Origin of the sequence: Sideroxydans sp. CL21, assembly GCF_902459525.1 — a bacterium.
Classification (GTDB): Bacteria; Pseudomonadota; Gammaproteobacteria; order Burkholderiales; family Gallionellaceae; genus Sideroxyarcus.
The window spans coordinates 390,940-406,240 of sequence record NZ_LR699166.1; the positions used below are offsets into that span (position 1 = coordinate 390,940).

Sequence of the window (15,301 nt, forward strand, 5' to 3'; positions counted from 1 at the left end):
CCGGTCATAGGACAGTCTGGATGCCACCGGCAGCATTGGCCGAGAATGCGACGGTCAGAAAATGTGGACAGTCACTCCAGTCTGGACCTAGGTAACTAAGTTCTTTCAAAGATACCCTTCTTGTTCACCCTTCTCGCCATGTTCGAGCATCCACTCAATCAGCTCTAAAAAAGGAGGGGGAAGCATAGACTCTTGCTGAAGAGTTTTAATCTGAATCCTATCTGCATCGGACAAGCGTTTACGCACATGCAAACCCGCGAGATCGGTTCCCGACATTTTCCATGGTTGCCAAGTAAGATTGCGTTCCTTCCACAGTTCAGCGGCTTTGAGAGCAATGGCAATGCCCGCTGGGTCGGGGTCGCAAGCAAACTGCGCAGGTGCGGGCACAAGGTCGAGCAGATGGCCCACCGAAGTACACCACCAGCTTGGTGGAAAACCCGGTAACCAGATTACTCCTATGTCATTTTCCCGCTGACGTGCGACACGCTCGAAACTCGTGCGGTTCTCCACCAGTTGCCAGCGCCTGATTGAACCTGAGGCTGCGGAGATGTTTTGCAGTGTTGCGGGAGTTATTGCGGCAAAGTCGGAATAACAGGACAGGTCGAGTTGACCGTGCGGTAGCGTCAATGTAAGCGAGGCGGAGAGCAGTAGTAACGGCGTATGGCGCTCAATGCGGAACTCGGCTAAATCTAGTGTTTGCTCCAGCCAGTTCCATTCGGCTCCGCTAACACCTTTGGTGTCGTCTCGCGCGGCCAAGGCAAAGTCGCGACGTGTACCGCTTTTCTGCATATTCTCCCAGCGCTGTAAGGCCGCGATCAGATCGTAGCGTGCTAAAGCGCGGTGTACGGGAAGATCATCCAGCGCTAGCAGGGCTGAGGCAAGGTTCTCATTACAGCAGCTTTTCAGTTCTTCACGCGCCGCATGCCACCGCTGTAATTCTTGCTCCTTGTCACTGATGCCAAGTGCGCTCCGCAGTTGAGACAGATTGCGCAATTCCAATGAGAGTGGCCACCAGTCGCCAAGCTGGCGTTGTTCCACCACAACGGCCCAGCCTTCTTGCAGTAGCCAATCCAGCAGCGACTGAGCCATTTGAATGCCCGTCACGCCAGCATCATTACGCAACGTTTCCCAGCGACTGTTGCCGCCTCGGCGTACCCAGCGGGTCAGCAGTTCGCGCCACTCTCCGGGTATCGCTCCAAGCTGTTGCGGCAGATGCTCGCAATAACGCTTCCGTCGCTGGCAGACTTTGCGCTGATCCAAGGATTCAATACGGATGTCCTCAGGCATGGGTATCGCGGACCAGTACCTTGACGCCCGGAGCCCAGGATTCATTGGGGCGCTTTTTGAATGTCACTAGTGTAAGCATTGACGGGTCATAAATGCTGACGTTGTGTGTAACGGGCGTGGTGAGCAGGTATTGTGCTCGCGTAGCCTTGAGAAAGGTGGATACCCGCTCGATATTGACAATGTCGAGATGGGCGAACGGTTCGTCGATAAACACGAAACCGCCTGGATGAGATTCTTCCATCATCAGCCCAACCAACAGAATAAGCGATTTCATTACCTGTTGACCGCCGGAGGCGTCTCCGTCGTTCATGCCCATGAAGCCCTTCTCGTCGAAATCGAAGCGCACTGCCAACCCGGCTTGCGCCAGTGCGAGATCGTCATTGCCGAGTAATACCGGTTCGTGTTCAATTTTAATTCCGGCGAGTTCGCCAAGTGTGCGAATGTTCTTAACATAGCGCGTGACAGTGTGTCGCAACACATTGATGTATTGCTCTCGCGCAGCATCTGTCTGGCTACGTGCCGTCTCGTTGTCGTGGCGGCGATGTTCAAGATCGTTTTTCATCAGCTGATAGTCAGCTTTGATTTTGTCACGCAGCGCGACTACGGTGGCATCCGTTTCCCAGGATTCGTTGTTGAAACGCCGTTCGATTTCTTCAATGCGCAGATCAATATTGGTGGTGTCCCGATATTTGTCGAAGATCATTTGATTTTCCGCGTCGTCACACCAGCTTGGAGGAAAATGCTTCCGGTTATGGCGTATCGCTTGCAGGCGTTTGATTTGATCTTCACGCCCGCCACGATTTGTCTTGGCTGTAATTTCATTCTGTAGCGTTTGCAGACTGAATTTCATATTCTGCAATGAATCGTGCGCCGTTTTGACGGCTTCGTCGGATTGTTCGCGTTCTTGCTGTGCCTGATATACACCATTATCGCGTCGGCGTAACACGAGTGAATCGTATTCCTGACGAGCCTCGGCAAACTCGGCAGCACGTTTCGCCAGTTGTGCGACTGCATCCTCTCCTGCCAATTGTGCTTGCAGGTTCCGGATGTGATCAGTCAGGCCATTGCGCTGTTCGTACAACGGCTCAAGGGCTTTCTCTAGTTCGGATCGTTGCTGACGCAATACTTCGAGGCGAGCTTTGCCAAAACGCGCCTGCTCTGGTGCAGCGTAACGTCCTCCGCGCCGTTCGCGCAAATAACCTTGACGTGTGATCCAGTCTTCGCCACGCGACAACTTTGCTCCTGCGGTGGCATCCTCGACGCGGCGAGTTCTTTCCAGAGTCCGTAGCAACCATTCCGGTACAGGCTTGGTAAAACGAACAACTTCCAGCAATGAACCTTGCGGCGGCAGACCTGGTTGTATGCTCTCGGGCACGATGAAATGGCGATAGCGAAGCTTCTCGCCCAGTGTCATCGCATGCTCTGCATCCTTGCTTTTCGCCAGCAATACAAGGTGTGCAAATGGAGCTAACACGGCTTCCACCGCAGCTTGCCATGACGCATCTGCAATCTCAATGACATCGCTGAGTAGATCGTAAGCAATACCAGCCTGATTTAACGCCTGACGGAACGCCACTACGTCGGCAGGGTCGGAGCGGCGTCCTGCAGCGAGATTTTCTAGAATCTCGTCGAGTTGGCTTTGCTGTCGGGTAAGCTCGGCGATGCGCACCAGCAAGTTGGCCCGCTCCCCTTCCAGTCGTTCGAGCGCACGCGCGTCGGCTGTCTGTCCCCCAGCAGTATCGGCCTGATGTAAGAGGCGCTCGTGCTGCTTGACGATGGCTTCCCAGTTGCCCAGTTCGCGATTTAGTTCGTTCAATGCGCGTTGCTGATTCTGTTCGCTTTCCTGTGCCGCTTGCCTGCGCAATTGCGCAGCTTCAAGCGCTTGCTGCTCAACTTGTAATTCAAGTTGTTTCTTCTGAAGTTCTGCGCGTTTAGCTCGCCATTCGCGCCGCTGGGCTTGCAACGTGCGTCCAGCATTTTCGGCCTCGCGTTTCAGCAGGTAGTAATCCAGACGCGGGCGCTTTTCCGAAAATAACTCAATTTTCTCCTGATTGAGTCCTTGCCATTCGCGATAACGATTTACTTTCTGTTCATGTTTTTCCAGGCTGTTGCCCAAAGCCTCCAACTGGTTCTGTACGGCATCGAGTTCGCGTGCCGTTTGTTCCTGATAGTGGCGCGCTTCCTGATAGCGCTCAAGCACTTCCTTGTCGCCAAATACATCGAACACCAAGTTCAATAGCTCTTTGGCCGACAGTTCGCACAACTTGTCGGTCTGCCCCTGTTCCAGCGAAAGTACCCGTGCGATGGCGGGCGACAGCCCGGCACTGTGGAGTATGCGCTGGTAGTCACGTACACCAAATTCCTCGCCGGCTTTCTCGATCTCCTGTAGGTTCACTTCGCCGTCTGCGATCCAGTATTTTCGATTCCAGTCACCGCCTTTCTTGTCGATGCGACAGGCCAGCGTGATGCGATCCCGTTGGTAGGGCAAGCCAAATGGGCGCTTGCTACTACCGGGAGGGCGCTGGTTGTCGATCACACCGCGCAGCCAGCAGAAATCTTCGCCATTGCGCCGCACATAGCGCTTGTAATCGCGTTTCTTGGAACACTCTAACGCGAGCAGAGTACGCAAGGCATCAAGTAGGGTAGTTTTGCCCGATCCGTTGGGGCCGGAGATGGTGATGATGGGCGCATTCAGCGGAAGTTTGAAATTGCGCCAGTAATCCCAGTGTACGGTTTCCAGTTCAAGCAGGCGAAACATCAGTGCGCCTCCTGATCAGTCGTTTCGCTCAATAAACCGCGCTGTTTCAGCAAATCGGCCAGCGCGCCGTTGAGAATGCGAGGTGCCATTTCGGCGTAGTCAAAAGCAAGGTCGAGCAGCGGACCTTCATGAATAACTTTGTTTTTAAGTTCAATGAAACCGAGACGTGCTAACTGCGGCAAACTAAAACTGATACGCGTTTTACCGCCCAACAATTTGCCATAGTCCTCCAGCAATACATTTTGCGGAATACCGCGAGATGCTTCATGGGCTAGAGGCGTGAGTTTAACGTTCTCAAACAGTTCGCTCTGCGTTTCCTGCTGCGCGGCCTCACCAGCCAACTGGCGTTCGCGCTTGGGCAGGATAATAAGCGCCCATAGGATCACCAGCAGTGCTACTGCATCCTTGGCCAATCCGATGTTGCTGGCCTGCCACGCGTCATTTTGCTCAAATACGGAACTTTCGCACTCGCGAGTGAGTGCGATGCTGACGTGTGCGGCAAAGGGGTGAGCCAATAGGCGCAGGCCGCTGCCGGCAAGGCGCTGTTCCACTTCATCGCGGAAACTGCTATCGATCAGCAAACGACGTATTTCTGCATCTTCGCGCGGCAGATAGCGCAAGGCCAGAAGGCGGGCAATCAGGCGCGCCGCGGAATCATGGTTCATGTTTGCGTTTCCTTCGGCAGGAGTTCTCCGTTGCTGATGAAAGCGACTTCATCGCGGTTGATCGTGTGCAATTCGTTGTGTTCATGCCATCTTAGTGTTACCGGTAACTCCGCGAGCGGAGCCAGTTCGGGTTCGACGTTTTGTTCTCCGAGGAAAGTCAGCAGCGAGAGACGGTACGAGGCTGAGCTAAAACTGCCGCCGACCACGGCATCCGATACGGATAATGAAGCATCCAACCCATTGAGCAGCCGGGTAAGTTCCGATAATTGCGGAGGCGGTTCATACGGTAGGTCATTAACATACTCGACCTCGGCGGGTACCGGCATGGTCGAAATGTGGCGGTTTGGCTGTTCGCGTGCGATGAAGTCCTCAGTATTGTCAAGCATCACGTCCGGAAGAATAAAAGTCTCTTCCGGTGTGCAGGCTAATTGTTCAGCCGCCAGTTCATTCAGTTCGTCGACATCTCGTTGTTTAAGCCAAGCGGCAAGTTCAGATGAAGTTAATCCTCCTTGCGATAAATGAACTTGCTGGCGCGCAATGGCCGCTAATTCGCGCTGAAATACTGAAGACATACGCATCAACTTTGACTGGCGCTGACCAATCTGCTGCGCAAGCCGCCAAGTTGTTTCGTCGAGACCATCGGCAGAAAGATTCCGCATCACTTCGTTGGATTTGTCCATCCATTTCTGGACGGATTCCAGCTTACTTTGAGCGGCACGCAGGCGAAATTCGGAACCTGAAGTTACAGCCTGCGAGAACTCTCCTTCAAGCTCTGCCAACCGCGCCAGCAGATGCGACAAGGCTTCAGACGAGAGTTTGCCAACTGAGGATCCTGCTGCAATTTGTGCGGCAAAAAAGCCTAATTCACCGTCTTGTTCGGTGCTGAAATTCAGCAGACTGGAGAGCGCAGACAACACCATGCGTCCAGCGGTAGAAAGCTGATAGAGGCGCCGTTCTGCATCCCAAAGCAGTAGTTCATGCTCGCGTAGGCGATTCAGAACGGTACTGAACTTAGACTGAGTGATAAAGGAAAAGTGGGAGTTCAGTTCCTGAGGCGACCATTCTGGCGTATCGGCGCGCAGACCAATCTCTCGAAGTACCATCAGGCGTACCAATACCTCATCGTTACCGCCACGAAACATGGCGATGAGCGCGTCGATAAACGTGCGCGCGTTGAGCAAGGGGAATAGTTGTTGAACATCTTGAGGCTCAATGCCAGGCGCGAAAAATTCATTCAGCGAATTTTCTTCACGCTCAGACATGACTAAATTCCTTGCTTCAATCTGGCCAAAATAAAATCAGCCATGTCGCCATCCAACACGGCCCGTGTGTTGCCGACTTCGAAGTTGGTGCACAAATCTTTGATGCGCGATTGGTCGAGCAAGTAGCTGCGAATCTGGTGTTGCCAGTCGATGTCGATCCTGGAATCTTCCCGCGCTTGTTGGGCGGATTGGCGCTTGCGCAATTCAGATTCCATGAAGTTTGATGATTCCTTTAAGAACCGAGATTATACATGCCAAAATTGGATAAAATGTTTTGCTTCGTCGCCACGTATTCGGTTCAAGGCTGGCTTTATCCATTTGTCGCGTAAATGCTGCTATTGGTTGGATCACGGCATAACAGGCCGCGTTGGCTTGATAGTAATATTTCGAAAAAACAGTAAGCGGATGTTGACGCAAGTTGAACAAATACCAATTTAATAAAATTGACAATGTCGGTTTTTTTCGGATTTTCTGCCCGTCGCATTCTGGGCCTTTGCGGACGCTGACGATTTCCTGTAATAATTGTAAGTTCAGGTTGCCGGAATGTCCGTACTGAGTTTTTCGAACTCACGATTTTCACGCGTCAGCGACCTTCAACTCATTCTGGCTAGCGCCGATTCTACGTCTCCTAATCAGCTGACATCCGCAGTAAAATGACTCAGTAGTTTTACGCTACTTCCCGCTAGGAACAAGGGCCCGTTTTTTTGAATCTGCGAGCGACGCAGAAATGGGTTTCGACTGAACCTTCACCCGTGCGGTTTCAAGTACAACTGGGGCAGATCGCCCTTTGCCGCGCACGTTCAGTCCGCGTGAATATTTGTTTGCACAATCGGTTGAACCATGTCCCAGAACCTCCGCCACGCCGATTGTTGTGGCACCACCAGCCCGCAGATCTGACGCCATGCTGGCCCGAAACGCTTTAGGTGATATTGCCATTCCAAATGAACGTTTGGACACATTCATTATCGTTTGCTTATAGTTGTTTTTAGCCAGCTTTATTGCGTTGGCTCGAACCTCGGGCGGGTCGGTTTCTTTAGTATTTACTTCCAACTTAACCAGACCAATAAATGGTTCAAGTCTCTTGTCAAAAGACTTGATGACGCGAACGCGATTGTCCCCATTTGCGACCCTTTGTTTTGCCGTATCAATCGTGATCAGATATTCTCCTTCACCGGCTTTAGTGACAGTCACACCTCGCACCAATTCTTCCGTTCGGCAACCACTGGCACGCTGAATCGCTAACAATGCTGCGTATTTTGATTTAGCCATTTTCAGTTGCAACTCATCACGCCAACGGGGGCGTATTTTTTCTAATGCAGCGAGATTAATTGTCCATTCACTCAATGATGATTTTTTCGACTTTGGCGTGATTTTGTGACGAGCAATCATCGCTTCAACCTGCAACAGGTCGACCTGCACGTCACTCAGTAGTTTCGTTGCACCCTCAATTGAATCCACATCGGGAACTTGGAGTAGTCGCTGCATCGCATCCCGCCGAATCGCAGATGCGAATACGGCGCGGGTATTTTTATTCGCATAGTCGAGGACAAACGTCACGCCATTGATTATTGCTTTCTCTCTTTGCTTGTTGAGCTGAACCATCGCGTTCTGGTAATTTAGCCGGGTGGAGTCGGAAATTTGCGCGGACATCTTCCACTCGGCTGTTATTGCCGCATGGATTCTTTTTACCGGCTCGGCAAACATTTCTTTCTCATCTGGACGCATTTTTACCCCTTGGCTAATTCTCGATTTCCGTTGATTAACCATACACCCAATGTTTTAAATTGTCTTCTCCCTCCTAATTATAGCAACTTATGTTGCCACAATTAGAGTAAGGCTTTCGCCATTGGGGGAGTGTTCATTTCAACGGGAAATTGTGCATCCAAGGGGTGTTGCCCAAGCCGATGGCCCATCATCCGGCAGGTAGCATTTCTTTCCACAATAGCATTTCTCGTCATGGCAACTTCGCCCTTATTGCTTGTTCAGACTTTCGCTGAAATGCGTTTTTTCGTCCGCGATTGGCTTTCGACAAGGGGAGGCAAGCCGAATGGTCGACACCTCTTTTTTTCGACTATTATGCGGCCGGTGTAGTTACGTCAAGGGTAAGTTTCGAGCCCTTTTTTTTTGCGTATTTGCCTCTTGCTTGGTTTACCCAAATTGCACTTTCAACTTGAAGCTCACATTACTTGTGCACGAATTCGGCTTAGATGTGCCAATCGCGCAGTTCGTTGATATCGACCTGCGTCGAACGGGATACTTGGCATCGGATACTCGCTCGCCAATCATCGCGCTGATCTCCTCGTTTGGAGTTTCCCTCGCAGTATTTTGGAGATACGACCGCAGCCGGCAATACTTCTTCTAGGTGTGGTGGTCTTCGTTAACTCGTGACGGCCATGCGCCAACAGAGATGACCGGTCGCATCGAGTGCGATTATGTATTCTAGTGAATACCACCACCCGTAATGATCGCAAACCAGCCAACCTTTGCTTCAAACCAGCCGGTGAAAATTGTATAAAGGCGCCACTTGCTTTCCGAGTTTTACTGGATCAGCAGTTCCAGACAAAACTGGAAACGGAATCGCAACTATTTGCATCTTGAACTCCCGCTTCCCGAAATTGATTTGGTTAACATGAAGTTCCGCGTCGTGCCCTTCCATGTAGTTTCGCACAACTCGGGTAGTGCCTGGTGTTCTGCCTTTGCGGACTCTGGTGGATTGCTGAAAAGGCAGCCTGCGCAGGCCAGTGGATGTCCGTTATCCGTACTATTCCGTTGAAAAACTCGTTTTTAATTTTGATCTGCCACTTGGCTAAATTAATTTTCAGTTCAGTTTTGTCTTTTTGGCAGAGTGTCGCATCAGATTTCAGTGGTTCAACTGCCTCTATCTGCTATTAAGCCGGTACTGCATTAACTTCCGATGCTACAGGGGTAAGCCATTTCGCCATTCGTCGCAGATTTTGAGCAGTCGCCGCCAATAGAAACTCATCCTGTGCGCCACTGAATCCCCTTAGCCTAAGCTTGTCCAATCTGAGTATGCGTTTCAGGTGAGCAAATAGCATCTCAACTTTCTTCCGTTGTCTGCTCGATTCCTGGAATGCATCCGTTTTACCAATCGCTCTTGCGACATCGCGAGCGGGTTCTTGTGGACTGCGATCAATTTTACGATTTTTCACATTGGGGCAGCACTGCGGTTTGAACGGGCAGGATTGGCAGTCATGTTGGCTGGCACGATAACGAAATGGATCCTTCTTTTTACTTCGCCATGCAGTCTTCAGAAACTTACCTGCCGGGCAGACATAGCAATTGTTCTCGGCATCAAAGGTAAAGGCAGAACGGCCGAAGCTCCCGTCATCACGTTCAGACTTGTCCCACACGGGAACGTGCGGAGCGATATGTTTCTCATCAACCAGCCACCCAAGTATAGGTGCCGTTCCATAGTTGGTGTCGCCAACCAGTCGCGCTGGCTTTAGGTCGAACTTCTCCTCGACACGATCAATCATCGTCTTCGTGGCTTCAACTTCAGCGTTCCGACTCACTGTAGAGGCTTCGACATCCACGATGATGCCTGCGTCCAGATCAATCAGGTAGTTAGTCGAGTATGCAAAGAAGGCTGGACCACCTGCTGCGCCAGTCCAGGTTGCAGATGGATCAGTGAGTGATACGTACTTCGATGGTGCTGGCGTATCGTTTGTTTCTTCGAGTGCCGTCAGGTACTCGCGTACCGGGCGGGTTGCTTCCTCGCGTTTGCACCAGTCAATTGCTTGATCGCCTGATAGGCCGCGCTGACGCTGTGCATCCGCTTTAATGATACTGGCATCGGTAGCAAAACCTTCACCGCGAACCAGTCCTTCGGACATACAACGTTGCAGCACGCTCTCAAACAAATGACGGAATGCATCACTCTCACGAAACCGTCCATGCCGGTTCTTGGAGAAAGAGGAATGATCCGGAACCTTATCTTCTAGCCCCAAACGACAGAACCAGCGGTAGGCAAGATTCAAATGGACTTCTTCGCACAGGCGACGCTCGGACCGAATACCAAAGCTGTAGCCGATGATCAGCATACGAATAATTAACTCAGGGTCAATAGAGGGCCTGCCTGTATTGCTGTAGTGCTCAGAGAGATGTTTGCGGAGTTCGCTTAAATCGAGATACTGATTGATGCCGCGTAGGAGATGATTCTGGGGAACTTGGTCTTCAAGGTTGAAAGAGTAGAAAAGCCGTTCTTGGTTGTCTGTCTGAAAGCCCATCATATCAAGGTTCTCCGCTCATTCAACAGTAAGAATCTTACCATCTACAATCGAACACTACGGTGAGTTTTTCAACGGAATACGTACAGAAGCGGTCGTTGCCAGGCAGTGTTTTGATGGCTGGCGAAGGACTCTTCCTAACCCATTGCCGTCTGTGACGAGCGGCTGCTATCGGGCAGTCCATTTTCAAAGCTGACCTTCTCTTCTCGACCCATTGCCGTCATCCATCAACTGACGCTTCAATCTGGTTAGGTTGTGATCCCATACTCGCTTGAGACATTTGCGATGTATATTTTTTGTTCATCCAGACTATTCTTCTTACTTCCTCCATGCAGATCAATAGTTAACGCCTCACTCAAATGTGGACATATAGTTAATTCAAAAAACATTCATCTCGCTGACATCACATTGTCATCTTCGAAAACTACCCTGCCTCCTGTTTAGAAATTATTGATTGCCTACAGTGTTTGATTAGAGTTTTGAATCGGCATGGATAAAAGGGGTGGTAGTGATAGAACTCACGAATGTTTCAGTCAAATACCCCAAAGAGGTGGTAGCGCTGCACCCGACTACGCTGCGTTTCAGACGCGGGGAATTCAATGTGTTGCTGGGTGCTTCCGGAGCCGGGAAGTCCAGCCTATTGCGTTGTCTCAATCTGCTCAACACACCAACGACAGGTTCGCTTCAGGCAGAGGATATTGGTTGCATCGACACAAACGCCAAACTCAGGCTGCATCGCAGCCGCACTGGCATGATATTCCAGCAGCACCAGTTGATCGGCCGCCAGACGGCACTCGCCAATGTTCTACTGGGTCGCATCGGCTTTCACTCAACATGGCGAACACTGTTTCCGCTCCCGCGTGCGGAGCAGCAAATCGCGCTGGAGTGTCTGGATCGTGTCGGATTGCTGCACAAGTCTACTGAACGAGTGGACCGACTAAGTGGAGGCCAATTGCAGCGCGTCGGTATCGCCCGTGCACTGGCACAGAAGCCCCGCCTGATGCTGGCAGATGAACCGGTGGCCAGTCTTGATCCATCGACTTCGCGGCGCGTGTTGACCCAGCTCAAGAGTATCTGCCGCGAAGATGGCATCACGACTGTGGTCAGCCTGCACCAAGTGGATCTGGCGCGGGAATATGCGGACCGGGTTGTTGCTCTGGCGCATGGCCGCATCGTGTTTGACGGCGCGCCCGAAGAATTAACCGACGTATTGCTGCAAACGATCTACGACCAGGCTCCGGGCAACGTCCGGGAAGTGGTCACTTCTACACCCCTGATGTCCCCCCATTTTGACCTAGCCATTGATAAGGAGTAAGCCATGAAACTACTGAAGAAACTGATGACACTGCTTTTCCTGTTTGCCATTGCCATCGGCGTTCAAGCGGCACCGGACCTGGACCCCGATACGCTCAAGGTGGCACTGCTACCGGATGAAAATGCCAGCACTATCATCAAGAACAACCAGCCACTCAAGGACTACCTCGAGGTTACTCTGGGAAAAAAGATAGAACTCATCGTAACTACCGACTACTCTTCGATGATCGAAGCGATGCGTCATGGCCGTATCGATCTAGCCTATTTCGGACCTCTCTCCTATGTGCTGGCACGCCAGCGCAGCGAGATCGAACCGTTCGTAGCCCTCAAGAGCAAAGGTAGTACAACTTATCAATCGGTAGTCATTGCCAATGTGGCGTCCGGCATCCAAAAGATTGAGGACATCAAGGGCAAGGACGTGGCATTTGGTGACAAGGCATCGACCTCCAGCCATTTGATCCCTAAATCGATGCTGGCAGAAAAGGGGCTTGATACGGGACGCGACTATGAGGAGCATTTCGTAGGGTCTCACGACGCTGTGGCCATGGCTGTACAGAACGGACACGCCCAGGCCGGCGGTTTGAGCCGACCGATCTTTGAATCTCTTGTCGAGCGCAAGATCATTGATCCGGCCAAGGTGATTGTCGTGGAATATTCGAAACCTTTCCCCCAGTATCCGTGGGTGATGCGCTCAAACCTGAAGCCTGAATTAAAAGACAAGATTCGCTCGGCATTCCTCAATCTAAAGGATCCGGCGGTGCTCAAGCCTTTCAAGGCCGATGGCTTCGAAGCGATTACCGATAAGGACTACGATGTAGTGCGCAATCTTGGCTATCTGCTGAAGATCGATCTGGCCTCGTACATGTAATCGATGAGATGAACTCGAATTTCGTAAATTTCGACCAGATACTAAACCGCGAGCAGCGCGCCTGGAATTTTGGCGCGCTGCGGTTCGCGGCCATACTTGCGGTCATTGTGTTCTGTGCACATTACGTGGGCCTATTTGACGGCAAACGGCTCGCCGAGGGGGTTCCCAGTCTATTCAGTCTCATGGGCGAAATGATGCCGCCCAATTTTACCGACGCGCGCAATTGGGTAAAACCGGTCCTGGATACGCTCGCGATGAGTATCGCCGGTACGGCACTCGCGATCTGCCTGTCGTTACCGCTCGCCTTTCTGGCGGCGCGCAACACAACGCCGCATCCGCTTGTGTATCAGTTGGCACGCAGCCTGCTCAATGCGTTGCGCGCCATTCCCGAGTTGATCATGGGCATCATTTTCGTGGCCGCGGTCGGATTTGGTGCATTACCTGGCGTATTGGCGCTCGGATTGCATTCCATAGGCATGGTCGGCAAGTTCTTCGCCGAGGCGATTGAGCATGCCGACCAGGCACCAATAGAGGCGGCTCGTGCGGCAGGTGCCACGCCGCTACAAGTACTGTTGCACGGCGTATTGCCTCAGGTGTTGCCGCAGCTCGCCGATACATCGATCTACCGTTGGGAATACAACTTCCGGGCTTCAACCGTCATGGGAATGGTCGGAGCAGGCGGCATTGGTTTCGAACTGATGGGGTCGTTGCGCATCATGCAATATCAGGATGTATCGGCAATCTTGTTGGTGATTTTGCTGATGGTCACACTGGTGGACGCCTTTAGCGGATACCTCAGAAAACGCTTCGAATAGCCGGAGAATAAAGAATGAAACCAAAAATCGTTATTACAAGCTGGGTCCATCCCACCGTTATCAACCGTTTATCCGAACATTGCATTGTTGTTGCCAACGACACGAAGGAACGGCTCTCGCGCGAGGAGATACTGAAACGAGCTTGCGATGCAGATGTAATCATGACCTTCATGACGGACAGTATCGACGAGGCTTTTGTAGAGGCGTGTCCGCGCCTCCGCCTGATTGCCTGTGCGCTAAAAGGGTACGACAACTATGATGTGGAAGCCTGTACAAAACGCGGTATCTGGATCACCAATGTGCCGGACCTTCTAACCATACCGACTGCTGAGCTCACAATTGGATTGTTGATCGGGCTGACACGCAAGATCTTGCAAGGAGACGAATTCGTTCGAAGCGGGAGATTTGAGGGTTGGCGTCCTGCGCTCTACGGGGCTGGGCTGACCGGACGTACGCTCGGGTTTATCGGTATGGGCGCGGTTGCCCAAGCGATTGCAGCACGTCTTCAGGGATATGAGATGAACCTCAACTATGTAGATATCAAGCCTCTGCATCCGGAGTTTGAAGGACGTTGGGGTTTGCGGCGTGTCGGCATGGAGCAGCTACTGGCTGACAGCGATTATGTCGTTCCCATGGTCCCCTATAATCCGGACACTTTCCACCTGATTGATGCAGCATCGATTGCGGCCATGAAGAATGGTGCATTTCTGGTCAATGCCTGCAGGGGGTCTGTGGTTGACGAAGAGGCGGTCGCCAATGCACTTGCTTCCGGCAAACTGGCTGGTTACGCGGCTGATGTTTTCGAAATGGAAGAATGGGCGCGCCTCAATCGGCCGCACGACATTTCGGTGCGGCTGCTGATGGACACGGATCGAACGCTGTTTACGCCGCATATTGGATCAGCCGTAGATTCGGTGCGGCTCGCCATCGAGATGGAAGCAGCGTCTAATATTTTGCAGTTTCTGAACGATGAGATACCGCAGGGTGCGATCAATCGTCCGCTAGAGGGAGTTACGGTCTGAGCACACTCAATCTTGATCAGGTCGCGAGTTTTCTGTCTATTTCCCGGAACTTAAGTTTCAGGGCGGGAGCTCGTGTGCGAGGGCTTTCACAAGGGGCCATCTCGCAGCAGATACAAAAACTGGAGGCGCAACTCGGCGTCCGTTTGATAGAAAGGGATTCAGCCGGTTGCAGTCTTACCTACGAGGGAAGAGTGTTTCTACCTTATGCAGAGCGTCTATTAACGCTAAGTACAAATGCATTGGGAGCATTCCGGGACAAACCGATCACAATTGGCGCCAGCAGCAATATTGGGATCTATCTGTTGTCGCCCTATGTAAAAGCTTATCTGAAAGGCGCCAATGAAAAGAGTCAACTGGATGTGAAAATTTACCAGAATCCGACAGTTGCCGATAAGCTGGCCACCGGAGAAGTGGATGTGGCAGCTATGGAATGGTGGGACGGACGCCCGGGTTATGAGGCACGTTTGTGGAGACATGAGGAACTCGTAGTCATTGTGCCGCCCAACCATCCCTGGGCTTCCTTGAAGTGTCTGCCACGTGACATGCTTAAGGGGGTCCCCTTGTTAGGGGGTGAGCCGGGAACCGGCACTGGACGGATTCTCGCCAATTATTATGGTGTTGATGCGCCCGAGATCACGGTTGGCATGCAACTCGGCTCAACAGATGCAGTGAAACATTGGGTCAAAGCGGGACTCGGAGTTTCGCTTGTTCTAGCTAGCTCGGTGATTGAAGAAATCCGGGCGGGAATGCTGGTGTCGGTACCGCTTGAAGATGGAGGGCCGCAAAAAGCGCTTTACATCATATGGCGTGACACACTTGCGGAGAATCATCCTGCCCACAGATTTGGCAGTTGGCTGGTTTCTTGTGCAGATGGCTCGGGTGCCGATATCCACCATTAGTTGCTGGCTCGGTCTGATCCGAGATGAAATTGCAAAAGAAGGATGGTAAGAAACCAATAGTTTAGCGATGAATCTTGCGCTGTCCGGACAAGCCTCAAGGGCAGAAACGGGTTTAAAGTGCGAGTTAGAAAAATTTGAATGGACTCTCTTGTTGGCTAAATTGG

General features: G+C 51.8%; 11 protein-coding genes and 1 pseudogene. 5 read left to right on the forward strand and 7 right to left on the reverse strand.

Annotated elements, in window-relative coordinates; all coding sequences use genetic code 11:
- Nucleotides 1–105 precede the first annotated feature (105 nt).
- From QOY30_RS01940 to QOY30_RS01970, 7 genes and pseudogenes are all read right to left on the reverse strand, one after another.
- Complete coding sequence (locus QOY30_RS01940; protein WP_283742956.1) at nucleotides 106–1,287, reverse strand: toprim domain-containing protein; 1,182 nt, start codon at nucleotides 1,285–1,287, stop codon at nucleotides 106–108.
- Nucleotides 1,280–4,045 (reverse strand): AAA family ATPase, encoded by a 2,766-nt coding sequence (locus QOY30_RS01945; RefSeq protein ID WP_283742957.1) that lies wholly within the window; start codon nucleotides 4,043–4,045, stop codon nucleotides 1,280–1,282. Before QOY30_RS01945 ends, QOY30_RS01940 begins: the two co-directional genes overlap by 8 nt.
- Nucleotides 4,045–4,710 (reverse strand): hypothetical protein, encoded by a 666-nt coding sequence (locus tag QOY30_RS01950; RefSeq protein ID WP_283742958.1) that lies wholly within the window; start codon nucleotides 4,708–4,710, stop codon nucleotides 4,045–4,047. Before QOY30_RS01950 ends, QOY30_RS01945 begins: the two co-directional genes overlap by 1 nt.
- The gene (locus QOY30_RS01955; RefSeq protein ID WP_283742959.1) at nucleotides 4,707–5,972 is read right to left on the reverse strand and encodes a hypothetical protein; all 1,266 of its coding nucleotides are present in this window, start codon (nucleotides 5,970–5,972) and stop codon (nucleotides 4,707–4,709) included. Before QOY30_RS01955 ends, QOY30_RS01950 begins: the two co-directional genes overlap by 4 nt.
- A 2-nt stretch (nucleotides 5,973–5,974) precedes the next feature.
- Nucleotides 5,975–6,184: pseudogene (prfB, locus tag QOY30_RS01960) on the reverse strand (peptide chain release factor 2); the annotation flags it as partial.
- A gap of 460 nt (nucleotides 6,185–6,644) precedes the next feature.
- A complete protein-coding gene (locus QOY30_RS01965) occupies nucleotides 6,645–7,697 on the reverse strand; it encodes a site-specific integrase (protein WP_283742960.1) in 1,053 nt (350 codons plus the stop codon).
- A 1,163-nt stretch (nucleotides 7,698–8,860) separates the two neighbouring features.
- Nucleotides 8,861–10,222: a transposase gene (locus QOY30_RS01970; RefSeq protein WP_283742961.1), complete on the reverse strand. Its 1,362-nt coding sequence runs from the start codon at nucleotides 10,220–10,222 to the stop codon at nucleotides 8,861–8,863.
- Between the two features lie 505 nt (nucleotides 10,223–10,727).
- Here QOY30_RS01970 and phnC point away from each other — a divergent pair.
- From phnC to QOY30_RS01995, 5 genes are read left to right on the forward strand one after another with little or no spacing between them, the layout of a single operon-like run.
- Entirely contained in the window at nucleotides 10,728–11,534 is an 807-nt protein-coding gene (gene phnC / locus QOY30_RS01975; RefSeq protein ID WP_283742962.1) for a phosphonate ABC transporter ATP-binding protein, read from the forward strand.
- 3 nt (nucleotides 11,535–11,537) lie between these two features.
- On the forward strand, nucleotides 11,538–12,401 hold the full coding sequence (gene phnD / locus QOY30_RS01980) for a phosphate/phosphite/phosphonate ABC transporter substrate-binding protein (protein WP_502958676.1): 864 nt from the start codon (nucleotides 11,538–11,540) through the stop codon (nucleotides 12,399–12,401).
- An 8-nt stretch (nucleotides 12,402–12,409) separates the two neighbouring features.
- Nucleotides 12,410–13,216: a phosphonate ABC transporter, permease protein PhnE gene (gene phnE, locus QOY30_RS01985; RefSeq protein WP_283742963.1), complete on the forward strand. Its 807-nt coding sequence runs from the start codon at nucleotides 12,410–12,412 to the stop codon at nucleotides 13,214–13,216.
- Nucleotides 13,217–13,230: 14 nt separating this feature from the next.
- Nucleotides 13,231–14,238, forward strand: coding sequence for a phosphonate dehydrogenase (locus QOY30_RS01990; protein WP_283742964.1), 1,008 nt, complete (start codon nucleotides 13,231–13,233; stop codon nucleotides 14,236–14,238).
- A complete protein-coding gene (locus QOY30_RS01995) occupies nucleotides 14,235–15,137 on the forward strand; it encodes a LysR family transcriptional regulator (protein WP_283746008.1) in 903 nt (300 codons plus the stop codon). Before QOY30_RS01990 ends, QOY30_RS01995 begins: the two co-directional genes overlap by 4 nt.
- The last annotated feature ends 164 nt before the right edge of the window (nucleotides 15,138–15,301 follow it).

What these genes read in the sequence shown, in the direction of transcription:
- QOY30_RS01940 (WP_283742956.1), bottom strand. Translation starts at nt 1,287, where the DNA reads ATGCCTGAGGACATCCGTATTGAATCCTTGGATCAGCGCAAAGTCTGC.
- QOY30_RS01945 (WP_283742957.1), bottom strand. Translation starts at nt 4,045, where the DNA reads ATGTTTCGCCTGCTTGAACTGGAAACCGTACACTGGGATTACTGGCGC.
- QOY30_RS01950 (WP_283742958.1), bottom strand. Translation starts at nt 4,710, where the DNA reads ATGAACCATGATTCCGCGGCGCGCCTGATTGCCCGCCTTCTGGCCTTG.
- QOY30_RS01955 (WP_283742959.1), bottom strand. Translation starts at nt 5,972, where the DNA reads ATGTCTGAGCGTGAAGAAAATTCGCTGAATGAATTTTTCGCGCCTGGC.
- QOY30_RS01965 (WP_283742960.1), bottom strand. Translation starts at nt 7,697, where the DNA reads ATGCGTCCAGATGAGAAAGAAATGTTTGCCGAGCCGGTAAAAAGAATC.
- QOY30_RS01970 (WP_283742961.1), bottom strand. Translation starts at nt 10,222, where the DNA reads ATGATGGGCTTTCAGACAGACAACCAAGAACGGCTTTTCTACTCTTTC.
- phnD (WP_502958676.1), top strand. Translation starts at nt 11,538, where the DNA reads ATGAAACTACTGAAGAAACTGATGACACTGCTTTTCCTGTTTGCCATT.
- phnE (WP_283742963.1), top strand. Translation starts at nt 12,410, where the DNA reads ATGAACTCGAATTTCGTAAATTTCGACCAGATACTAAACCGCGAGCAG.
- QOY30_RS01990 (WP_283742964.1), top strand. Translation starts at nt 13,231, where the DNA reads ATGAAACCAAAAATCGTTATTACAAGCTGGGTCCATCCCACCGTTATC.